This is a genomic window from Pseudomonas sp. 3B-A001-10F (genome assembly GCF_056313565.1).
This window is the reverse complement of record NZ_JBQYFW010000002.1, coordinates 247,201-263,594: the sequence shown is the minus strand read 5'-3', so window position 1 is coordinate 263,594 and position 16,394 is coordinate 247,201. Positions and strand designations below refer to the sequence as shown.

20 protein-coding genes are annotated in these 16,394 nt (G+C 58.7%); 19 read left to right on the top strand and 1 reads right to left on the bottom strand.

Annotated elements, in window-relative coordinates:
* Positions 1-23 precede the first annotated feature (23 nt).
* Positions 24-1,013: a S49 family peptidase gene (locus AC0ZWN_RS03590; protein WP_476334076.1), complete on the top strand. Its 990-nt coding sequence runs from the start codon at positions 24-26 to the stop codon at positions 1,011-1,013.
* A gap of 48 nt (positions 1,014-1,061) precedes the next feature.
* Here the strand turns inward: AC0ZWN_RS03590 and AC0ZWN_RS03585 are convergent, their stop codons facing one another.
* Complete coding sequence (locus AC0ZWN_RS03585; RefSeq protein WP_116256273.1) at positions 1,062-1,640, bottom strand: Maf family protein; 579 nt, start codon at positions 1,638-1,640, stop codon at positions 1,062-1,064.
* 105 nt (positions 1,641-1,745) lie between these two features.
* Between AC0ZWN_RS03585 and AC0ZWN_RS03580 the strand changes: the two genes are divergently transcribed.
* From AC0ZWN_RS03580 to AC0ZWN_RS03495, 18 genes are all read left to right on the top strand, one after another.
* Positions 1,746-2,273, top strand: a complete 528-nt coding sequence (locus AC0ZWN_RS03580; protein ID WP_038364482.1) for a YceD family protein — start codon at positions 1,746-1,748, stop codon at positions 2,271-2,273.
* Positions 2,274-2,286: 13 nt separating this feature from the next.
* Positions 2,287-2,469, top strand: a complete 183-nt coding sequence (rpmF, locus tag AC0ZWN_RS03575) for a 50S ribosomal protein L32 (protein WP_003179396.1) — start codon at positions 2,287-2,289, stop codon at positions 2,467-2,469.
* Between the two features lie 4 nt (positions 2,470-2,473).
* Positions 2,474-3,484, top strand: coding sequence for a phosphate acyltransferase PlsX (gene plsX, locus AC0ZWN_RS03570; RefSeq protein WP_476334075.1), 1,011 nt, complete (start codon positions 2,474-2,476; stop codon positions 3,482-3,484).
* A gap of 122 nt (positions 3,485-3,606) precedes the next feature.
* Positions 3,607-4,545: an ACP S-malonyltransferase gene (fabD, locus tag AC0ZWN_RS03565; RefSeq protein WP_476334074.1), complete on the top strand. Its 939-nt coding sequence runs from the start codon at positions 3,607-3,609 to the stop codon at positions 4,543-4,545.
* 16 nt (positions 4,546-4,561) lie between these two features.
* Positions 4,562-5,305, top strand: coding sequence for a 3-oxoacyl-ACP reductase FabG (gene fabG / locus AC0ZWN_RS03560; RefSeq protein WP_034155354.1), 744 nt, complete (start codon positions 4,562-4,564; stop codon positions 5,303-5,305).
* 196 nt (positions 5,306-5,501) lie between these two features.
* The gene (acpP, locus tag AC0ZWN_RS03555) at positions 5,502-5,738 is read left to right on the top strand and encodes an acyl carrier protein (protein ID WP_003175607.1); all 237 of its coding nucleotides are present in this window, start codon (positions 5,502-5,504) and stop codon (positions 5,736-5,738) included.
* Between the two features lie 108 nt (positions 5,739-5,846).
* Positions 5,847-7,091 (top strand): beta-ketoacyl-ACP synthase II, encoded by a 1,245-nt coding sequence (gene fabF / locus AC0ZWN_RS03550; protein WP_093435430.1) that lies wholly within the window; start codon positions 5,847-5,849, stop codon positions 7,089-7,091.
* Entirely contained in the window at positions 7,091-7,906 is an 816-nt protein-coding gene (gene pabC / locus AC0ZWN_RS03545; RefSeq protein ID WP_476334072.1) for an aminodeoxychorismate lyase, read from the top strand. The genes fabF and pabC overlap by 1 nt, the downstream gene beginning before the upstream one ends.
* 3 nt (positions 7,907-7,909) lie before the next feature.
* Positions 7,910-9,085, top strand: a complete 1,176-nt coding sequence (mltG, locus tag AC0ZWN_RS03540) for an endolytic transglycosylase MltG (RefSeq protein ID WP_476334071.1) — start codon at positions 7,910-7,912, stop codon at positions 9,083-9,085.
* A gap of 18 nt (positions 9,086-9,103) precedes the next feature.
* On the top strand, positions 9,104-9,736 hold the full coding sequence (tmk, locus tag AC0ZWN_RS03535; RefSeq protein WP_476334070.1) for a dTMP kinase: 633 nt from the start codon (positions 9,104-9,106) through the stop codon (positions 9,734-9,736).
* Positions 9,729-10,712, top strand: coding sequence for a DNA polymerase III subunit delta' (locus tag AC0ZWN_RS03530; RefSeq protein ID WP_064120369.1), 984 nt, complete (start codon positions 9,729-9,731; stop codon positions 10,710-10,712). The genes tmk and AC0ZWN_RS03530 overlap by 8 nt, the downstream gene beginning before the upstream one ends.
* Positions 10,713-10,754: 42 nt before the next feature.
* Positions 10,755-11,111, top strand: a complete 357-nt coding sequence (locus AC0ZWN_RS03525; protein WP_095120575.1) for a PilZ domain-containing protein — start codon at positions 10,755-10,757, stop codon at positions 11,109-11,111.
* A 15-nt stretch (positions 11,112-11,126) separates the two neighbouring features.
* The gene (locus tag AC0ZWN_RS03520; protein WP_476334068.1) at positions 11,127-11,918 is read left to right on the top strand and encodes a TatD family hydrolase; all 792 of its coding nucleotides are present in this window, start codon (positions 11,127-11,129) and stop codon (positions 11,916-11,918) included.
* Between the two features lie 351 nt (positions 11,919-12,269).
* Positions 12,270-12,908 carry a TetR/AcrR family transcriptional regulator gene (locus tag AC0ZWN_RS03515; protein ID WP_007908276.1) on the top strand — a complete coding sequence of 213 codons (639 nt, stop codon included), beginning with the start codon at positions 12,270-12,272 and terminating at the stop codon, positions 12,906-12,908.
* A gap of 137 nt (positions 12,909-13,045) precedes the next feature.
* Positions 13,046-14,014: a GTP 3',8-cyclase MoaA gene (locus tag AC0ZWN_RS03510; RefSeq protein WP_476334066.1), complete on the top strand. Its 969-nt coding sequence runs from the start codon at positions 13,046-13,048 to the stop codon at positions 14,012-14,014.
* A gap of 171 nt (positions 14,015-14,185) precedes the next feature.
* A complete protein-coding gene (locus AC0ZWN_RS03505; RefSeq protein WP_007908280.1) occupies positions 14,186-14,791 on the top strand; it encodes a DUF4823 domain-containing protein in 606 nt (201 codons plus the stop codon).
* A 15-nt stretch (positions 14,792-14,806) separates the two neighbouring features.
* The gene (locus AC0ZWN_RS03500) at positions 14,807-15,367 is read left to right on the top strand and encodes a DUF1285 domain-containing protein (RefSeq protein WP_476334064.1); all 561 of its coding nucleotides are present in this window, start codon (positions 14,807-14,809) and stop codon (positions 15,365-15,367) included.
* Positions 15,368-15,568: 201 nt separating this feature from the next.
* The gene (locus tag AC0ZWN_RS03495; protein WP_095048605.1) at positions 15,569-16,285 is read left to right on the top strand and encodes a FadR/GntR family transcriptional regulator; all 717 of its coding nucleotides are present in this window, start codon (positions 15,569-15,571) and stop codon (positions 16,283-16,285) included.
* Positions 16,286-16,394 lie beyond the last annotated feature (109 nt).

The following is a 16,394-nucleotide window of genomic DNA, read 5'->3' as shown; positions in this document are numbered from 1 at the left end:
ACGTTTTTGCTGGGGTGGATGGCATGACCGACGAATGGAAAGCACCGGCCAAGGCAAGTGCCGACGGCGGTGACGAAAAAAGCTGGAAGCTGTTGGAAAAGACTCTGCTGGCTGGTGTTCAGGAACAGCGTCGTTCGCGGCGTTGGGGGATTTTCTTCAAGCTGCTGACGTTTGTTTATCTGTTTGTTGCGCTGATCCTGTTCACACCATTGATGGACATGGAAAAGAGCGCCACACGCGGGCCGAACTACACCGCGTTGATCGACGTCACTGGCATGATCGCCGACAAAGAGCCGGCCAGTGCCGACAACATTGTTGGCAGCCTGCGGGCGGCGTTCGAGGACAAGAAGGTCAAAGGCGTGATCCTGCGCATCAACAGTCCTGGCGGCAGTCCGGTGCAATCGGGTTATGTGTATGACGAGATCAAGCGTCTGCGCGGTCTGCATCCGGAGATCAAGCTTTACGCGGTGATTTCCGATCTGGGCGCCTCCGGTGCTTATTACATTGCCAGTGCGGCGGATCAGATCTATGCCGACAAGGCGAGTCTGGTTGGCTCGATTGGTGTGACGGCGGCCGGTTACGGCTTTGTCGGCACCATGGAGAAGCTGGGCGTCGAGCGTCGCACGTACACCTCGGGCGAGCATAAGTCGTTCCTTGACCCGTTCCAGCCGCAGAAGTCTGATGAAACGGCGTTCTGGCAAACGGTGCTGGACACCACGCACAAGCAGTTCATCAACAGCGTCAAGCAGGGTCGTGGCGATCGTCTGAAAGACAAAAAACATCCGGAGCTGTTCTCCGGGCTGGTCTGGTCGGGTGAGCAAGCGCTGCCGCTGGGCTTGATCGATGGTCTGGGCAATGCCAGTTCGGTGGCGCGTGATGTGATTGGCGAGAAAGAGCTGGTCGACTTCACCGTTCAGGAGTCGCCGTTCGATCGTTTCTCGAAGAAGCTCGGTGCCAGTGTGGCTGAGCAGTTGGCGATGTGGATGGGTTTCCACGGGCCTTCATTGCGTTAAGAAGTTGCAGCTGAAAAAAACCGGCCTTGATGGCCGGTTTTTTGTGGGTCAGGGAATTTGCACGCCTTCAGCCAACAGCATGTCGATCAGGCGAATCAGCGGCAGGCCGATCAGGCTGGTGGCGTCAGGGCCTTCGGTGGATTGAAACAGGCTCACGCCCAGTCCTTCAGCCTTGAAGCTGCCCGCGCAATCGTAGGGCTGCTCCAGTCGCAGGTAGCGCTCAATGCGTGCCTGATCGAGTTGGCGCATGTGCACGGTGAACGGCACACAGTCGACCTGGCATTGGCCGGTCTGGCTGTTAAGCAGAGCCAGGCCGGTGAGGAACGTTACGCTGGCGCCACTGGCAGCCATCAGTTGCTCGCGCGCCTTCTCGAAGGTATGCGGCTTGCCGATGATCTGCTCGCCGAGCACGGCAACCTGGTCCGAGCCGATAATCAGATGGGCGGGATAGCTGTCAGCCAATGCCCGGGCTTTTTGTTCGGCGAGGCGCTTGACCAGTTCGATCGCCGATTCGCCCGGGCGGTGACTTTCATCGATATCCGGCGAGCTGCAGACGAACGGCAGGTGCAGGCGGGCGAGCAATTCCCGACGATAGGTCGAGCTTGAAGCAAGTAATAAAGGCAGCATTCGCGTCTCCTGAGGCAGGTGCGAATTCTAGCGGAGGCACGCAAGTGACGGACAGGGCACAATTTCCTTTGACATGGGTGGGTGCATCCCTATAATGCTGCGCCTATGTTGAATGACCCGATTCCACCTCACGTTGACCCGCGCAAATTGGCTGACCGTGGCACCACCCTTCAAGGTGAACTGCTGCTGGCCGATTTGAAGAGACTCTGCGACCCGCTTTCCGACGATGTCGGTACGGTGCAGGCGAAATTCGTTTTTGAACGAGATGAACGTAAATCTGTGGTGATCCACAGCTTTATCGACACCGAGGTCAAAATGGTTTGCCAGCGTTGTCTTGAGCTGGTCACCCTGCCGATCCACAGCGAATGCAGTTACGCTGTAGTGAAGGAGGGTGCGAATACCCAGTCGTTACCGAAAGGTTATGACGTGCTGGAACTGGGCGAAGATCCATTGGATCTGCAGTCACTGGTCGAGGAAGAGCTTTTGCTTGCCTTGCCTATTGTGCCTGCTCATCATCCGGAAGAATGCCAGCAGCCGGCGGGAGCAGATGAGCCCGAACCGAGCGAGGACGAGGTAACGCGGTCCAACCCGTTCAGTGTATTGGCGCAGTTAAAGCGTGACCCAAACGTTTAGGAGTTAATCAATTATGGCTGTTCAGCAGAACAAAAAATCCCGCTCTGCCCGTGACATGCGCCGTTCGCACGACGCTCTCGAGGCTAGCACCCTGTCTGTAGAAAAAACCACTGGTGAAGTTCACCTGCGTCACCACGTATCGCCAGAAGGCGTATACCGTGGCCGTAAAGTGATCGACAAGGGCGCTGACGAGTAATCACTTGTCCGCTCAAGTCATCGCGATTGACGCAATGGGCGGGGACTTCGGTCCCCGCAGCATTGTTCAGGCCAGCCTCGCTTGCCTGTCTGCTACGCCCTCGCTGCACCTGACCCTCGTCGGTCAACCCTCCCTTCTTGAAGAATTGATCCACGGCCAATCGGCTGCCGATCGCGCGCGCCTGACGATTGTTGCGGCCAGCGAAGTCATCAACATGGACGAAAAACCGACCCAGGCGTTGCGTGGCAAGCCGGACTCGTCGATGCGTGTTGCTCTGGAGTTGGTGCGTGATGGCAAGGCTCAAGCCTGTGTCAGTGCCGGCAATACTGGCGCGCTGATGGCGTTGTCGCGATTCGTGCTGAAGACGTTGCCGGGTATCGATCGTCCGGCGATGGTTGCCGCGATTCCGACGCAGAAGGGTTATTGCCAGTTGCTCGATCTGGGCGCCAATGTCGATTGCAGTGCCGAACATCTGCTGCAGTTTGCGGTGATGGGTTCTGTTGCGGCGCAAACGCTGGGTATCCATCGCCCGCGCGTCGCGCTGCTGAACATCGGTACCGAAGACATCAAGGGCAATCAGCAGGTCAAGCTGGCTGCGACGCTGTTGCAGGCTGCCCGTGGCATCAATTACATCGGCTTTATCGAAGGCGACGGTTTGTATCGCGGCGAGGCGGATGTTGTGGTGTGCGATGGTTTCGTCGGCAACATCCTGCTCAAGTCCAGCGAAGGTCTGGCGACGATGATTGCTGCGCGTATCGAGGCGCTGTTCAAAAAGAATCTGGCCTCTCGTGTCGTGGGGGCGTTGGCGTTGCCGCTGATGAAGCGTTTGCAGGCGGATCTGGCGCCGGCACGACATAACGGCGCAAGCTTTCTCGGCTTGCAGGGTATCGTGGTGAAAAGCCACGGTTCGGCCGGTGTTCAGGGCTTTCAGAGTGCTATTTCCCGTGCGCTGATCGAGATTCAGGAAAATCTTCCCGAGCGTCTCCACGGCCGTCTGGAGGATTTGTTGTCTTAGGCGTTTTCGTCGGACAATGCTTAAATGTGACCGCCCGGTTCAAAGGGCCATCCAACTGTCAGTTTCTTGCGTCCCCAGTGGGGCGCCATTTTCCGACGACAAGATCATTAGGGGCTTGTTACATGTCTGCTTCCCTCGCATTCGTCTTTCCTGGACAAGGTTCGCAGTCCCTCGGCATGCTGGCCGAGCTGGGCGCGGAATATCCGTTGATCCTCGAAACTTTCAAAGAAGCCTCTGAGGCTCTGGGCTATGACCTGTGGGCGCTGACCCAGCATGGCCCGGAAGAGCTGCTCAATCAAACCGATAAAACCCAACCGGCCATTCTGACCGCTTCGATCGCCCTGTGGCGTCTGTGGCTGGCTGAAGGTGGTGCGCGTCCGGCTTTTGTTGCCGGTCACAGCCTGGGTGAATACAGCGCGCTGGTTGCTGCCGGCAGCCTGACACTGGCTGATGCGGTGAAGCTCGTCGAGCGTCGCGGTCAGTTGATGCAGGAAGCTGTTCCGGCCGGGCAGGGCGGCATGGCTGCCATCCTCGGTCTGGAAGATGCTGATGTGCTGGCTGCCTGTGCCGAAGCGGCGCAAGGTGAAGTGGTCAGCGCGGTCAACTTCAACTCGCCGGGCCAAGTGGTCATTGCCGGAGCCAAGGCTGCCGTCGAGCGCGCCATCGAAGGCTGCAAGGCGCGTGGCGCTAAGCGTGCCATGCCGCTGCCGGTGAGCGTGCCGTCGCACTGCGAGCTGATGCGTCCGGCCGCCGAGCGCTTTGCCGAATCCATCGCCGCCATCGACTGGCAGGCGCCGCAGATCCCGGTGGTACAGAACGTCAGCGCGCAAGTGCCGGCTGATCTGGAAACCCTCAAGCGTGATCTGCTCGAACAACTGTACAAGCCCGTGCGCTGGGTCGAGTCGGTACAGACTCTCGCTGCCAAAGGCGCGACCAATCTGGTCGAATGCGGCCCGGGCAAAGTCCTGGCCGGCCTGAACAAGCGTTGCGCCGAAGGCGTGGCGACTTCCAACCTCAATACCCCAGACGCTTTCGCTGCCGCTCGCGCAGCGCAAGCCTGAATCAGGAGAAACTTGCATGAGTCTGCAAGGTAAAGTTGCACTGGTCACCGGTGCAAGCCGCGGCATCGGCCAGGCTATCGCGCTGGAACTGGGTCGTCAGGGCGCCATCGTCATTGGCACCGCGACTTCCGCTTCTGGTGCCGAGCGTATCGCTGCGACCCTGAAGGAAAACGGTATTCAGGGCGCTGGCTTCGAACTCAATGTCACCAGCGATGAATCGGTCAGTGCAGTGCTGGCGGGTATTCAGGAACAGTTCGGTGCGCCGGTGGCAATCCTGGTCAATAATGCCGGCATCACCCGCGATAACCTGATGATGCGCATGAAAGACGACGAGTGGTACGACGTGATCGATACCAACCTGAACAGTCTGTATCGCCTGTCCAAGGGCGTTCTGCGCGGTATGACCAAGGCGCGCTGGGGCCGAATTATCAGTATTGGCTCGGTGGTGGGTGCCATGGGCAACGCAGGCCAAGTAAACTATGCAGCCGCCAAGGCCGGTCTGGAAGGTTTCAGCCGTGCAATGGCGCGTGAAGTCGGTTCGCGTTCGATTACGGTCAACTCGGTAACCCCAGGGTTTATCGACACCGATATGACGCGCGAACTGCCTGAAGCACAGCGTGAAGCCTTGCAGACGCAGATTCCGCTGGGTCGTCTGGGGCAAGCTCAAGAGATCGCGTCTGTGGTCGCTTTTCTTGCATCCGACGGTGCGGCATACGTCACTGGGGCTACAATCCCGGTGAACGGTGGGATGTACATGTAAGTAAAATGTGACGGATTGCTTCAAAAAAATGTCATACGAGCTGTCTAAAATCCGTTATAAAGCTGCAATCTATTTATAGGCAGAGGGCTGCAGGGTTTGAGGAGTGAAGCTTTCAGTTGAAAAACTGAAAAGTCTTTCTATACACTTACCCACTGGCCAGCTGCCTGAATTTGTCCATTAGGAGTGAAAACAAGGTATGAGCACCATCGAAGAGCGCGTCAAGAAAATCGTTGCCGAGCAACTGGGTGTTAAAGAAGAAGAAGTGGTCAACACTGCTTCCTTCGTAGAAGACCTGGGTGCCGACTCCCTTGACACCGTTGAGCTGGTGATGGCTCTGGAAGAGGAATTCGAGACCGAAATCCCTGACGAAGAAGCTGAAAAGATCACTACTGTACAAGCTGCAATCGACTACGTTACTAGCCACCAGGCGTAATAGTTTGTAATCGTTGTTTGCTGTCATGGAAAAACCGCACTGCCATCATGGCGTGCGGTTTTTTCTTTAGGCCTGATGCAAAATCGTCATTTGAAAAAGGAGAGTGCTGTGTCGCGTAGACGCGTCGTAGTCACCGGTATGGGTATGTTGTCGCCACTGGGCACGGATGTGCCGAGCAGTTGGCAGGGCATTCTGGCTGGCCGCAGTGGCATTGGTCTGATCGAACACACCGACCTTTCTGCCTATTCCACCCGCTTTGGCGGCTCGGTAAAGGGCTTCAATGTCGAGGAATACCTGTCGGTCAAGGAAGCGCGCAAGCTCGACCTGTTCATTCAGTACGGTCTCGCTGCCGGCTTTCAGGCTGTACGCAACGCTGGTCTGGAAGTCACCGACGCCAACCGTGAACGCATTGGCGTGGCCATGGGTTCGGGAATCGGCGGTCTGACCAACATCGAAGAAACCAGCCGTACCCTGCATGAGACGGGCCCGCGTCGAATCTCGCCATTCTTCGTACCTGGCTCGATCATCAATATGATTTCCGGTTTCCTGTCCATCCACCTGGGGGCACAGGGACCTAACTACGCCATCGCCACTGCATGTACCACCGGTACGCACTGCATCGGCATGGCGGCGCGCAACATCATGTACGACGAAGCCGACGTGATGATTGCCGGCGGTGCCGAAATGGCCGCATGCGGTCTGGGCATGGGTGGCTTCGGCGCGTCCCGTGCGCTGTCGACCCGCAATGACGAACCGACCCGCGCCAGCCGTCCATGGGACAAGGGCCGTGATGGTTTCGTCCTGTCCGACGGTGCCGGTGCACTGGTTCTCGAAGAGCTGGAACACGCCAAGGCGCGCGGCGCGACCATCTATGCCGAACTCATCGGCTTTGGCACCAGTGGCGACGCGTTCCACATGACCTCGCCACCTGCCGATGGCGCCGGTGCAGCACGCTGCATCACCAACGCGCTGCGCGATGCGAAGATCAACGCCGATCAAGTGCAATACATCAACGCTCACGGTACTTCGACTTCGGCCGGCGACCTCGCCGAAGCCAATGCGATCAAGACCGTGTTCGGTGATCACGCCTACAAACTGGCAGTGAGCTCGACCAAATCGATGACCGGTCACCTGTTAGGTGCGGCGGGCGCGGTTGAAGCGATCTTCAGCGTTCTTGCGATCAACAGCCAAGTGGCACCGCCGACCATCAACCTCGATGAGCCGGATGAAGGCTGCGATCTCGATTTCGTGCCGCACACTGCGCGCAACATGGACATCGATGTCGTGCTGTCCAACTCCTTCGGTTTTGGCGGCACCAACGGCACCTTGGCGTTCCGTCGGTTCGCAGGCTGATGGACAGCTGGGTCGACGGTCAACCGGCTGACGCTCTGTCGCTGAAAGATCGCGGCCTGGCTTACGGCGACGGTCTGTTCGAGACCATCGCCGTGCGTGATGGACAGCCGATCCTGCTGGATCGGCACCTGACGCGTCTGGCCGATGGCTGTTCGCGTCTGGCCATCGCCGCCGATATCGAACGGGTTCGCCACGAGCTGCTGAGTTATGCGGCAGCGATGGGCGAGGGTGTACTCAAGCTGATCCTCACCCGTGGCGACGGTCTGCGCGGTTACGCACCTGATCCGGCGGCGCCTGGCCGACGTATTCTGCAAGGCAATCCTCCGGCAGCTTATCCCGCTGTGCATGCTGAACAAGGCATTCGTCTGTTTCCGTGCAACACGCGACTCTCCAGACAGCCTTTACTGGCTGGACTCAAACACCTCAATCGACTGGAACAAGTCATCGCCCGTGCCGAATGGCAGGACAGCGAGCACGCCGAAGGCTTGATGCTTGATCAAGCCGGTCGAGTGATCGAAGGGGTGTTCAGTAATGTGTTTCTGGTGCGCGACGGTGTATTGATCACGCCGGATTTGAAACGCTGCGGCGTTGCCGGTGTGATGCGCGCCGAAATATTGTTTCAGGCCGAGTCACTGGCCATTCCCACGCAGATCGCCGACATCAGCCTCGAACAGCTGCAATGGGCCGATGAAGTGTTTGTCTGCAACAGCGTGTATGGCGTCTGGCCGGTACGCGCCTACGCTGCACTGAGCTGGCCGGTTGGCCCGCTCACCCGTAAACTGCAAACCATTGCCCGCGCCCTACTGGATGCCTGATTTGTGAGACGTAAACTTTTGCTGCTGCTGGAAACCGGACTGGTTCTGGCAGGGCTGTTGATGGGCGCCAGCGCCTGGAAGATTCACTCCGCGCTGGAACAGCCTCTGAACATCACGCAGGAAGAACTGCTGGATGTGCCGAAAGGCTCCACTCCGACCCGTACGTTCCTTTCCCTCGAAACCGATGGCGTCATCAAGGACGCATTCTGGTTGCGAGTCTATTGGCGCTTCAATCTCGCCGGTACACCGATCCATAGCGGCGAATACCGTATGCAGCCGGGCATGACCGTCAACGGTCTGATCGACTTGTGGAAGCGCGGTGAAGTGGTCCAGTACAGCCTGACGCTGGTCGAGGGCTGGAATTTCCATCAAGTGCGCGCGGCGTTGGCCAAAGACGATAAGGTCGAGCAGACCCTCAACGGTTTGAGCGACAGCGACGTCATGGCGAAGATTGGTCATAAAGGGTTGTTCCCGGAGGGCCGTTTCTTCCCGGACACTTACCGCTTTGTGCGCGGCATGTCCGATGCCGAACTGCTGAAGAAAGCCTTTGATCGCCTCGATGAAGTGCTGGCGAAAGAGTGGGAAAGCCGCTCTGCCGATGTACCGTACAGCGAACCCTATCAAGCGCTGATCATGGCGTCGCTGGTCGAGAAAGAGACTGGCGTGCCACAGGAGCGTGGGCAGATTGCCGGTGTCTTCGTGCGTCGAATGGCGCTGGGCATGCAGCTGCAAACCGACCCGACCGTCATCTATGGTCTGGGCGATCGCTACACCGGCAAGCTGACTCGAGCGCATTTGAAAGAGCCGACGCCTTACAACACCTACGTAATTCCCGGCCTGCCTCCGACACCGATTGCGATGGTCGGGCGCGAAGCAATTCATGCGGCGCTGAACCCGGTGGATGGCACTAGCCTGTACTTCGTTGCGCGTGGCGATGGCAGCCATGTGTTCTCCGATGATCTGGATGCGCACAATAATGCGGTGCGTGAGTACCAGCTCAAGCGCCGTACCGATTACCGTTCCAGCCCGGCGCCGGCGACAACGCCTGAAACCGCTCCCGCTGCTGAAGAGGCGATTCCCGCTGCCTCTCCGGATACAGCGCCGGAATCGTTGCCACAAGTTGCGCCTCAGGAATCTGCGCCGGCTCCAGAAGCCGCCGCCCCACAAAACACGCAATGACTTGATTAAGGACTGCCTGTGACTGGCTTGTTTATTACGCTGGAAGGCCCGGAAGGCGCCGGCAAAAGCACTAACCGCGAATACCTTGCCGAGCGCCTGCGCGCCGCCGGTATCGAAGTGGTGCTGACCCGCGAGCCGGGTGGCACGCCATTGGCCGAGCGGATTCGCGACGTGCTGCTGGCGCCGGCCGACGAGGTCATGAACCCGGACGCCGAGTTGTTGCTGGTATTCGCCGCGCGCGCTCAGCACCTGGCTGAAGTGATTCGACCGGCGCTGGCTCGCGGTGCGGTGGTGCTGTGTGACCGCTTCACCGATTCCACGTACGCCTATCAGGGCGGCGGTCGCGGTTTGTCGCTGGAGCGCATCGCCACACTGGAAACTTTTGTGCAGGGCGATCTGCGTCCGGATCTGACGCTGATTTTCGATCTGCCGGTAGAAATCGGTCTGGCCCGCGCCAGTGCCCGTGGCCGTCTGGATCGTTTCGAACTGGAAGGCCGGGCGTTTTTCGAGGCTGTACGCAATGCGTTTCTGAAGCGCGCCGAAGCCGATCCCGCGCGCTATGTGCGCATCGATGCCGGTCAGCCACTGACCAAGGTTCAACAATCGCTGGATACCCTGATTCCGAATTTGCTGGAGCTGGCCCGTGGCTGAAGCCTATCCATGGCAGGACAGCCTCTGGCAGCAACTGGCCGGGCGTAAACAGCACGCCCACGCCTATCTGCTGCATGGCCCGGCCGGCATCGGCAAACGTGCGCTGGCCGAACGCTTGATGGCCAGCCTGTTGTGCCAGCGGCCGACGCCGCAAGCCTGCGGCGAGTGCAAATCCTGCCTGCTGCTCAAGGCCGGCAGTCACCCCGATAATTACATTCTCGAGCCGGAAGAAGCCGATAAGGCGATCAAGGTCGATCAGGTCCGCGATCTGGTCAGCTTCGTGGTGCAGACCGCGCAACTGGGCGGGCGCAAAGTGGTGCTGATCGAGCCGGTCGAGTCGATGAACATCAATGCCGCCAACGCCTTGCTCAAGAGCCTTGAAGAGCCTTCCGGTGATACCGTTCTGCTGTTGGTCAGCCACCAGACCAGCCGCTTGCTGCCAACGATCAAGAGCCGTTGCGTGCAGCAGGCCTGTCCGCTGCCGGGCGAGGCGATGAGCCTGCAATGGCTGGCTCAGGCGCTGCCGGACTGCTCCGAAGACGAACGTGTCGAACTGTTGACGCTGGCCGCCGGCTCACCGTTGATGGCGGTCAGTCTGCAGTCTCAGGGCGTGCGCGAGCAGCGCGCGCAAGTGGTCGAAGGCGTGAAGAAGTTGCTCAAGCAGCAGCAATCGCCGACGCAACTGGCTGAGGAGTGGAAAAGCATTCCGATGCTGCGTCTGTTTGACTGGTTCTGCGATTGGTCGAGCCTGATCCTGCGTTATCAATTGACTCAGGATGAAGCAGGGCTCGGTCTGACCGACATGCGCAAAGTCGTGCAATACCTGGCGCAGAAAAGTGCGCAAGGCAAAGTCCTCGAGATTCAGGACTGGATTCTCGCCCAGCGGCAGAAAGTCATGAGCAAAGCCAACCTCAATCCGGCCTTGCTGCTGGAAGCGTTGTTGGTGCAATGGGCGGGATTGCCTGGTCAAAGATAACAATGTGTACCTAGACTCTGAGCATCAGCAGTGGAGGTCAACATGAATGAATCCGTCAGCCCTGGGCCGCGTAACGGCATTTTGTCCCTGACCATCAAGGACAAGTCGGTGCTCTACGCCGCCTACATGCCGTTCATCAAGAACGGTGGCTTGTTCATCCCGACCAACAAGAGTTACCGGTTGGGCGATGAGGTGTTCATGCTGCTCAACCTGATGGACGAGGCCGAAAAGATCCCGGTAGCTGGAAAGGTTGCCTGGATCACCCCGAAAGGGGCGCAAGGCAATCGCGCTGCCGGTGTCGGCGTCCAGTTCAACGAGGGCGACAACACGGCGCGCAGTCGCATCGAAACCCATCTGGCCGGAGCGCTTAAATCCGACCGTCCCACTCATACGATGTAAGTAGCCGTCTTTTTTATGCTCGTAGATTCCCATTGTCACCTTGATCGCCTCGACCTCGCCGCCCATGACGGCTCGCTGGATGCTGCACTGGATGCGGCCCGTGAGCGCGGAGTAGGGCACTTCTTGTGCATCGGCGTGAGTGCCGATAACGCCGCCGACGTCAAAGCCCTGGCTGAGCGTTATGACGATGTCGATTGTTCGGTCGGCGTGCATCCGCTCGATGTACAACCCGGTGCGGCGCCAGCGCTGGACTGGCTGCTGCACGAGCTCAATCACCCGAAAGTCGTGGCGATCGGTGAAACCGGCCTCGACTATCACTACGAACCGGAAGCCGCTGAACTGCAGCAGGAGTCATTTCGTCTGCACCTGCAAGCGGCGCAGCAGACCGGCAAACCGGTGATCATCCACACCCGTGGCGCGCGTGCCGATACCCTTGAATTGCTGCGCGAAGCGGCGTTGCCTCAGGCCGGTGTGCTGCATTGCTTCACCGAAGACTGGGACATGGCCAAGGCTGCACTGGACATGGGTTATTACATTTCCCTGTCGGGTATTGTCACGTTCCGCAATGCTGATGCGTTGCGCGACGTCGCGAGCAAGGTCCCGGTGGATCGCTTGCTGGTGGAAACCGATTCACCGTATCTGGCGCCGATCCCTTATCGCGGCAAGCCGAACCTGCCGCAGTACGTGCGCGAAGTGGCGGAGTTTCTGGCGATGCTGCGTGGGGAAAACTACGAGCGTTTCGCCGAGCAGACAACCGAGAACTTCAAGCGTTTGTTCCCGCTGGCCAGTGTTAAATCTGCCCTGTAGGCCTTAGTCAAATCGCAGGCAAAAAAAACCCGGGTTCTGGGGGGTGAATCCGGGTTAAGACCATTAGGAGTAAAACAAAGGCACGCGGTCCCTTGGTACCTTTATCGGCGCGACACTTGGGGGAGATGTCGCCCGACAGTTCAAGTATTGATCAGTCTGGCGTGCAGTCCAGTTAGCCGGTCGGGGTTTTTAAACAAATTTGGAATACGTTCGCTTCAGTTGAGTTCTCATTGCGCCCAAAACGTTCTCAAAATGAACATGAAACACAGATATGGTCGGATGATCCGTGCATTTTTGCGCAAGTTAGGCATAATACGCGGCTTCGAATTTTGACCCTTCAGACCTTTTCTTATGCACAAAGAACCTCGTAAGGTCCGTGAGTTTCGTCGCCGCGAGCAAGAAATTCTCGATACCGCGCTCAAGCTGTTCCTCGACCAAGGTGAAGACAGTGTCACCGTCGAGATGATTGCTGATGCCGTGGGTATCGGCAAAGGCACGATCTACAAGCACTTCAAATCCAAGGCCGAGATCTATCTGCGCCTCATGCTCGATTACGAGCGTGATTTGAACGAGCTGCTGCATTCGGCCGATGTCGACAAGGACAAGGAAGCGCTGTCCCGCGCCTACTTCGAATTCCGCATGCGCGACCCGCAGCGTTATCGCCTGTTCGACCGTCTCGAAGAGAAGGTCGTCAAAGGCAATCAGGTGCCGGAAATGGTCGAGGAGTTGCACAAGATCCGTGCCTCGAACTTCGAACGCCTGACCCTGTTGATCAAGGGCCGCATCAGCGAAGGCAAGCTCGAAGACGTGCCGCCATACTTCCACTACTGCGCGTCCTGGGCGCTGGTGCACGGTGCTGTTGCGCTGTATCACTCGCCGTTCTGGAGCAATGTGCTGGAAGATCAGGAAGGTTTCTTCCAGTTCCTGATGGACATTGGCGTGCGCATGGGCAACAAACGCAAGCGTGACCCGGAAACGCCAAGCAGCTGAGCCATTCAGCCGCCTTATTGCGCCATGATTTCGCTACATGACGCAGTAACGCAGGAATATACTCAGGCATAGGGCTTGCTAAAACTTGATTTGTGAGTCAAGTTTTAGCAGCTCGATTTTCTATCGCCGGAGTGATCATGATCGTTGACCGTCAAGGCAGGCGTTTTCGCAATCTGCGGATCAGTCTGACTTCAGCCTGCAATTACGCGTGTACCTACTGCGTGCCCAACGGCAAGCGGTTGGTGGCTGCGCAGGATGAGCTGTCGGCTGAGGCCATGGCGCGTGGCGTGGCGTATCTGATCGAGGCCGCCGGCATCGAGCGGCTGCGAATTACCGGTGGCGAGCCGCTGGTCAGCCCCAAACTCGAAACGTTCATGACCGCTGTCGGCAAGATGGGCCTTGAAGACATCAGCCTGACCACCAACGGTCAACTCCTTGCAAAAAAACTGCCGCTGCTGGTGGATGCCGGTCTGCGCCGGATCAACGTGTCCCTCGATACCCTCGACGCCGGTGCTTTCCGCAGCATCGCCCGTGGCGGCGATCTGGCCACCGTGCTCGACGGCATGGATCAAGCGGCAGCGGCGGGGATGAAGATCAAGGTCAACATGGTGCCGTTGCGCGGGCAGAATCTCGACCAGGTGATGCCGCTGCTGGATTACTGCCTGGAGCGCGGATACGAACTGCGCTTTATCGAGCTGATGCGCATGGGGCATCTGGCCAAGGACTCCAATGCGTTCCTGCAACAGTTCGTCAGCCTGCAGCAGTTGCTGGAGCTGATTGGCGAGCGTTATGAGTACGCGCAAACCGACGCACCGGTGGATGCTACCGCCGTGCGCTATGCGATTCCTGGCCTGGGCAACTTTGGCGTGATCGCCAACGAAAGCGTGCCGTTCTGCCGGACCTGCTCGCGCTTGCGCCTGTCGTCGACCGGTTGGCTGCATGGTTGCCTGTCGTCGAGCAACCGTCACTATGTCGGCGATTTGCTCGACAAGCCGCGTCATCAGGCCTTGCCAGCGCTCCAGCGTTTGCTGGTCAAGGCGTTGGGCGACAAGCAGGAAGTGGCGTTCTCCGGTGGCGCAACGATCATGAAGATTATCGGCGGCTGACATCCCCCTATTCGCGAGCAGGCTCGCTCCCACCTTGGAATGCATTCCACTGGTGGGAGCGAGCTTGCTCGCGAATACGATTTATCAATCAACGAAGAACCAGAGCTGGCGCAAAAGCTGCATCCTACGGCCATTCGCCGGTTTTCCGTCACCGGCCTCTGGAGGAATAGGATGCGTAGCCTGGTTTTGCTGCTGGCCGTTTTGGCGCTTGGCGGCTGTATGACTGTCAGCGATATGGCCGAAGGCACTCGCTACCAGATGAGCGACGCGGGCTTGCTGGATCATAGCGACAGCCGTCGCGTGAACAACTTCCGTATTCAGCCGGACTCGTTCATCTACATTGCCCAAGGCGCGTTCGCACCGCCGGGCGGTTCCTACCCGCGCCCGAACGTGGTGGCCGAAGAAGCCTTCAAAGGCTTCGTCGAGTACTTCCCGATGGTCCGCCGTGCTCGCGCGCCGGAAGGCCTGGACCAGGCGATGGGCGAAGCTCGCGATGCTGGTGCGCACTATCTGCTGTACACGCGTTTCGCCAAGGCTGACGACCGCATCGGCAACTCCGATGAGTGGCTCGATGAAGAAGCGGTGGATCGCCTCGGCATCGACGGCGGTGTGATTCAGATCATGTTGATCGAGACCAGCACCCAGTATTTGATTGATACTGCACGGATCAAGAGTCGTGGCGGTTTACTGACGTTCCACGACAGCAAGCCCGAAGACCTGATCGGCCCGCCACTGGCCCAGTACGCGCGCAGCCTGTTGGGAGTCGGCGACCAATAATTCAAGGAGAACGCCATGAGTGGCCCGCAAAAAGCCAATGACCTGTTGGGACAGATCCCGAAAACCAAAGGCTTGCCGCCGGTGCACTTGTGGAATCCGGACTTCTGCGGCGACATCGACATGCGCATCGCCCGCGACGGCACCTGGTATTACCTGGGCACGCCGATCGGGCGCAAGCCGATGGTCAAATTGTTCTCCACGATCATGCGCCGCGACGGCGATGACTATTTCCTGATCACCCCGGTCGAGAAGGTCGGGATCAAGGTCGACGATGCGCCGTTTGTGGCGATTGCGGTCGAGGTTGAAGGCGAAGGGCAGGCGCAGCTGTTGCGCTTTACCACCAACGTCGAAGAAACCGCCGAAGCGGGGCCGGAGCATCCGATTCGCGTCGAGATTGATCCGACAACGCAAGAGCCCGCGCCCTACGTGCATGTGCGCACCAACCTTGAAGCGCTGATCCACCGCAATGTGTTCTATCAACTGGTGGAACTGGCGGTCAGTCGCGAAATCGATGGCCAGCGCTGGCTCGGTGTGTGGAGCGGCGGCGAGTTCTTCCGCATCGGCCTGGAACCCTGAGCAATACAAATCCCGAACTGTGGGAGCGAGCCTGCTCGCGAAAGCGGTGTATCAGTCAGCCTGAGTATTGACTGACCTACCGCTTTCGCGAGCAGGCTCGCTCCCACATTTGGTTTTGTGGGTTGCCTGAAAAATCCTGATTGACTGTTAATCATATGATGATTAGCGTGTTCACCTATCGCGACCTGCTTTGAGGTGTTCATGTCCAGCAGCTTTCATGCGTCGACCGTTGACTGGCTGGGCAGCTGGATCGCCGCTGGCCAGGTCAAACCCGGGCAGACGATCAAGGTCGAGGCCGATCTGGGCGAACAACTCGGCGTCAGTCGCACGGTTATTCGCGAAGCAATCAAAACCCTCGTCGCCAAAGGCATGCTCGAAGTCGGGCCGAAAGTCGGCACCCGCGTGCTGCCGGTGCGGCGCTGGAACCTGTTCGATCCGCAAGTGGTCGGTTGGCTGTCGCGCAACGGCCTGCCGGAAAATTTCGTCGATGACTTGCTCGACCTGCGCCGCACCATCGAACCGATGGCCGTGCGCTGGGCATGTGAGCGGGCGACGCTGGACCAGATCGAAGCGGTGCAACTGGCTTACAACGCCCTCGAGCGCGCGGTCGACAGCGGCACCGATTACAACCGCGCCGACCAGTTCTTCCACGAATGCATTCTCGCCGCCAGCCACAATCAATTCATTGAACAAATGGTTCCGGCGCTCGGTGCGTTGCTGGCGGTATCGTTCGAAGTGTCTGCTGCCGATCCGGATGAACTGCGCCGCACCTTGCCGATCCACAAGGACATGGCCGACGCCATCGCCGCCCGGGATTCCGCGCGGGGCGTGTGGGCGTGCATGACCCTGATCGACAATGCGGACCTGGCGATCAAACGCTTCTACCCGAAAGTCATGGCCGACAAAAAAGCCGGCTAACACCCAGATCCCCTGTAGGAGTGAGCCTGCTCGCGATAGCGGTATATCAGCCGCATTGAAGTCAACTGACACTGCGCCATCGCGAGCAGGCTCACTCCTACAGAAAATC

Bases quoted from the DNA above. Each gene is read 5' to 3' on its own strand.
- AC0ZWN_RS03590 (WP_476334076.1), top strand. From the start codon at position 24: ATGACCGACGAATGGAAAGCACCGGCCAAGGCAAGTGCCGACGGCGGT.
- AC0ZWN_RS03585 (WP_116256273.1), bottom strand. From the start codon at position 1,640: ATGCTGCCTTTATTACTTGCTTCAAGCTCGACCTATCGTCGGGAATTG.
- AC0ZWN_RS03580 (WP_038364482.1), top strand. From the start codon at position 1,746: ATGTTGAATGACCCGATTCCACCTCACGTTGACCCGCGCAAATTGGCT.
- rpmF (WP_003179396.1), top strand. From the start codon at position 2,287: ATGGCTGTTCAGCAGAACAAAAAATCCCGCTCTGCCCGTGACATGCGC.
- fabD (WP_476334074.1), top strand. From the start codon at position 3,607: ATGTCTGCTTCCCTCGCATTCGTCTTTCCTGGACAAGGTTCGCAGTCC.
- fabG (WP_034155354.1), top strand. From the start codon at position 4,562: ATGAGTCTGCAAGGTAAAGTTGCACTGGTCACCGGTGCAAGCCGCGGC.
- acpP (WP_003175607.1), top strand. From the start codon at position 5,502: ATGAGCACCATCGAAGAGCGCGTCAAGAAAATCGTTGCCGAGCAACTG.
- pabC (WP_476334072.1), top strand. From the start codon at position 7,091: ATGGACAGCTGGGTCGACGGTCAACCGGCTGACGCTCTGTCGCTGAAA.
- AC0ZWN_RS03525 (WP_095120575.1), top strand. From the start codon at position 10,755: ATGAATGAATCCGTCAGCCCTGGGCCGCGTAACGGCATTTTGTCCCTG.
- AC0ZWN_RS03520 (WP_476334068.1), top strand. From the start codon at position 11,127: ATGCTCGTAGATTCCCATTGTCACCTTGATCGCCTCGACCTCGCCGCC.
- AC0ZWN_RS03515 (WP_007908276.1), top strand. From the start codon at position 12,270: ATGCACAAAGAACCTCGTAAGGTCCGTGAGTTTCGTCGCCGCGAGCAA.
- AC0ZWN_RS03510 (WP_476334066.1), top strand. From the start codon at position 13,046: ATGATCGTTGACCGTCAAGGCAGGCGTTTTCGCAATCTGCGGATCAGT.
- AC0ZWN_RS03505 (WP_007908280.1), top strand. From the start codon at position 14,186: ATGCGTAGCCTGGTTTTGCTGCTGGCCGTTTTGGCGCTTGGCGGCTGT.
- AC0ZWN_RS03500 (WP_476334064.1), top strand. From the start codon at position 14,807: ATGAGTGGCCCGCAAAAAGCCAATGACCTGTTGGGACAGATCCCGAAA.
- AC0ZWN_RS03495 (WP_095048605.1), top strand. From the start codon at position 15,569: ATGTCCAGCAGCTTTCATGCGTCGACCGTTGACTGGCTGGGCAGCTGG.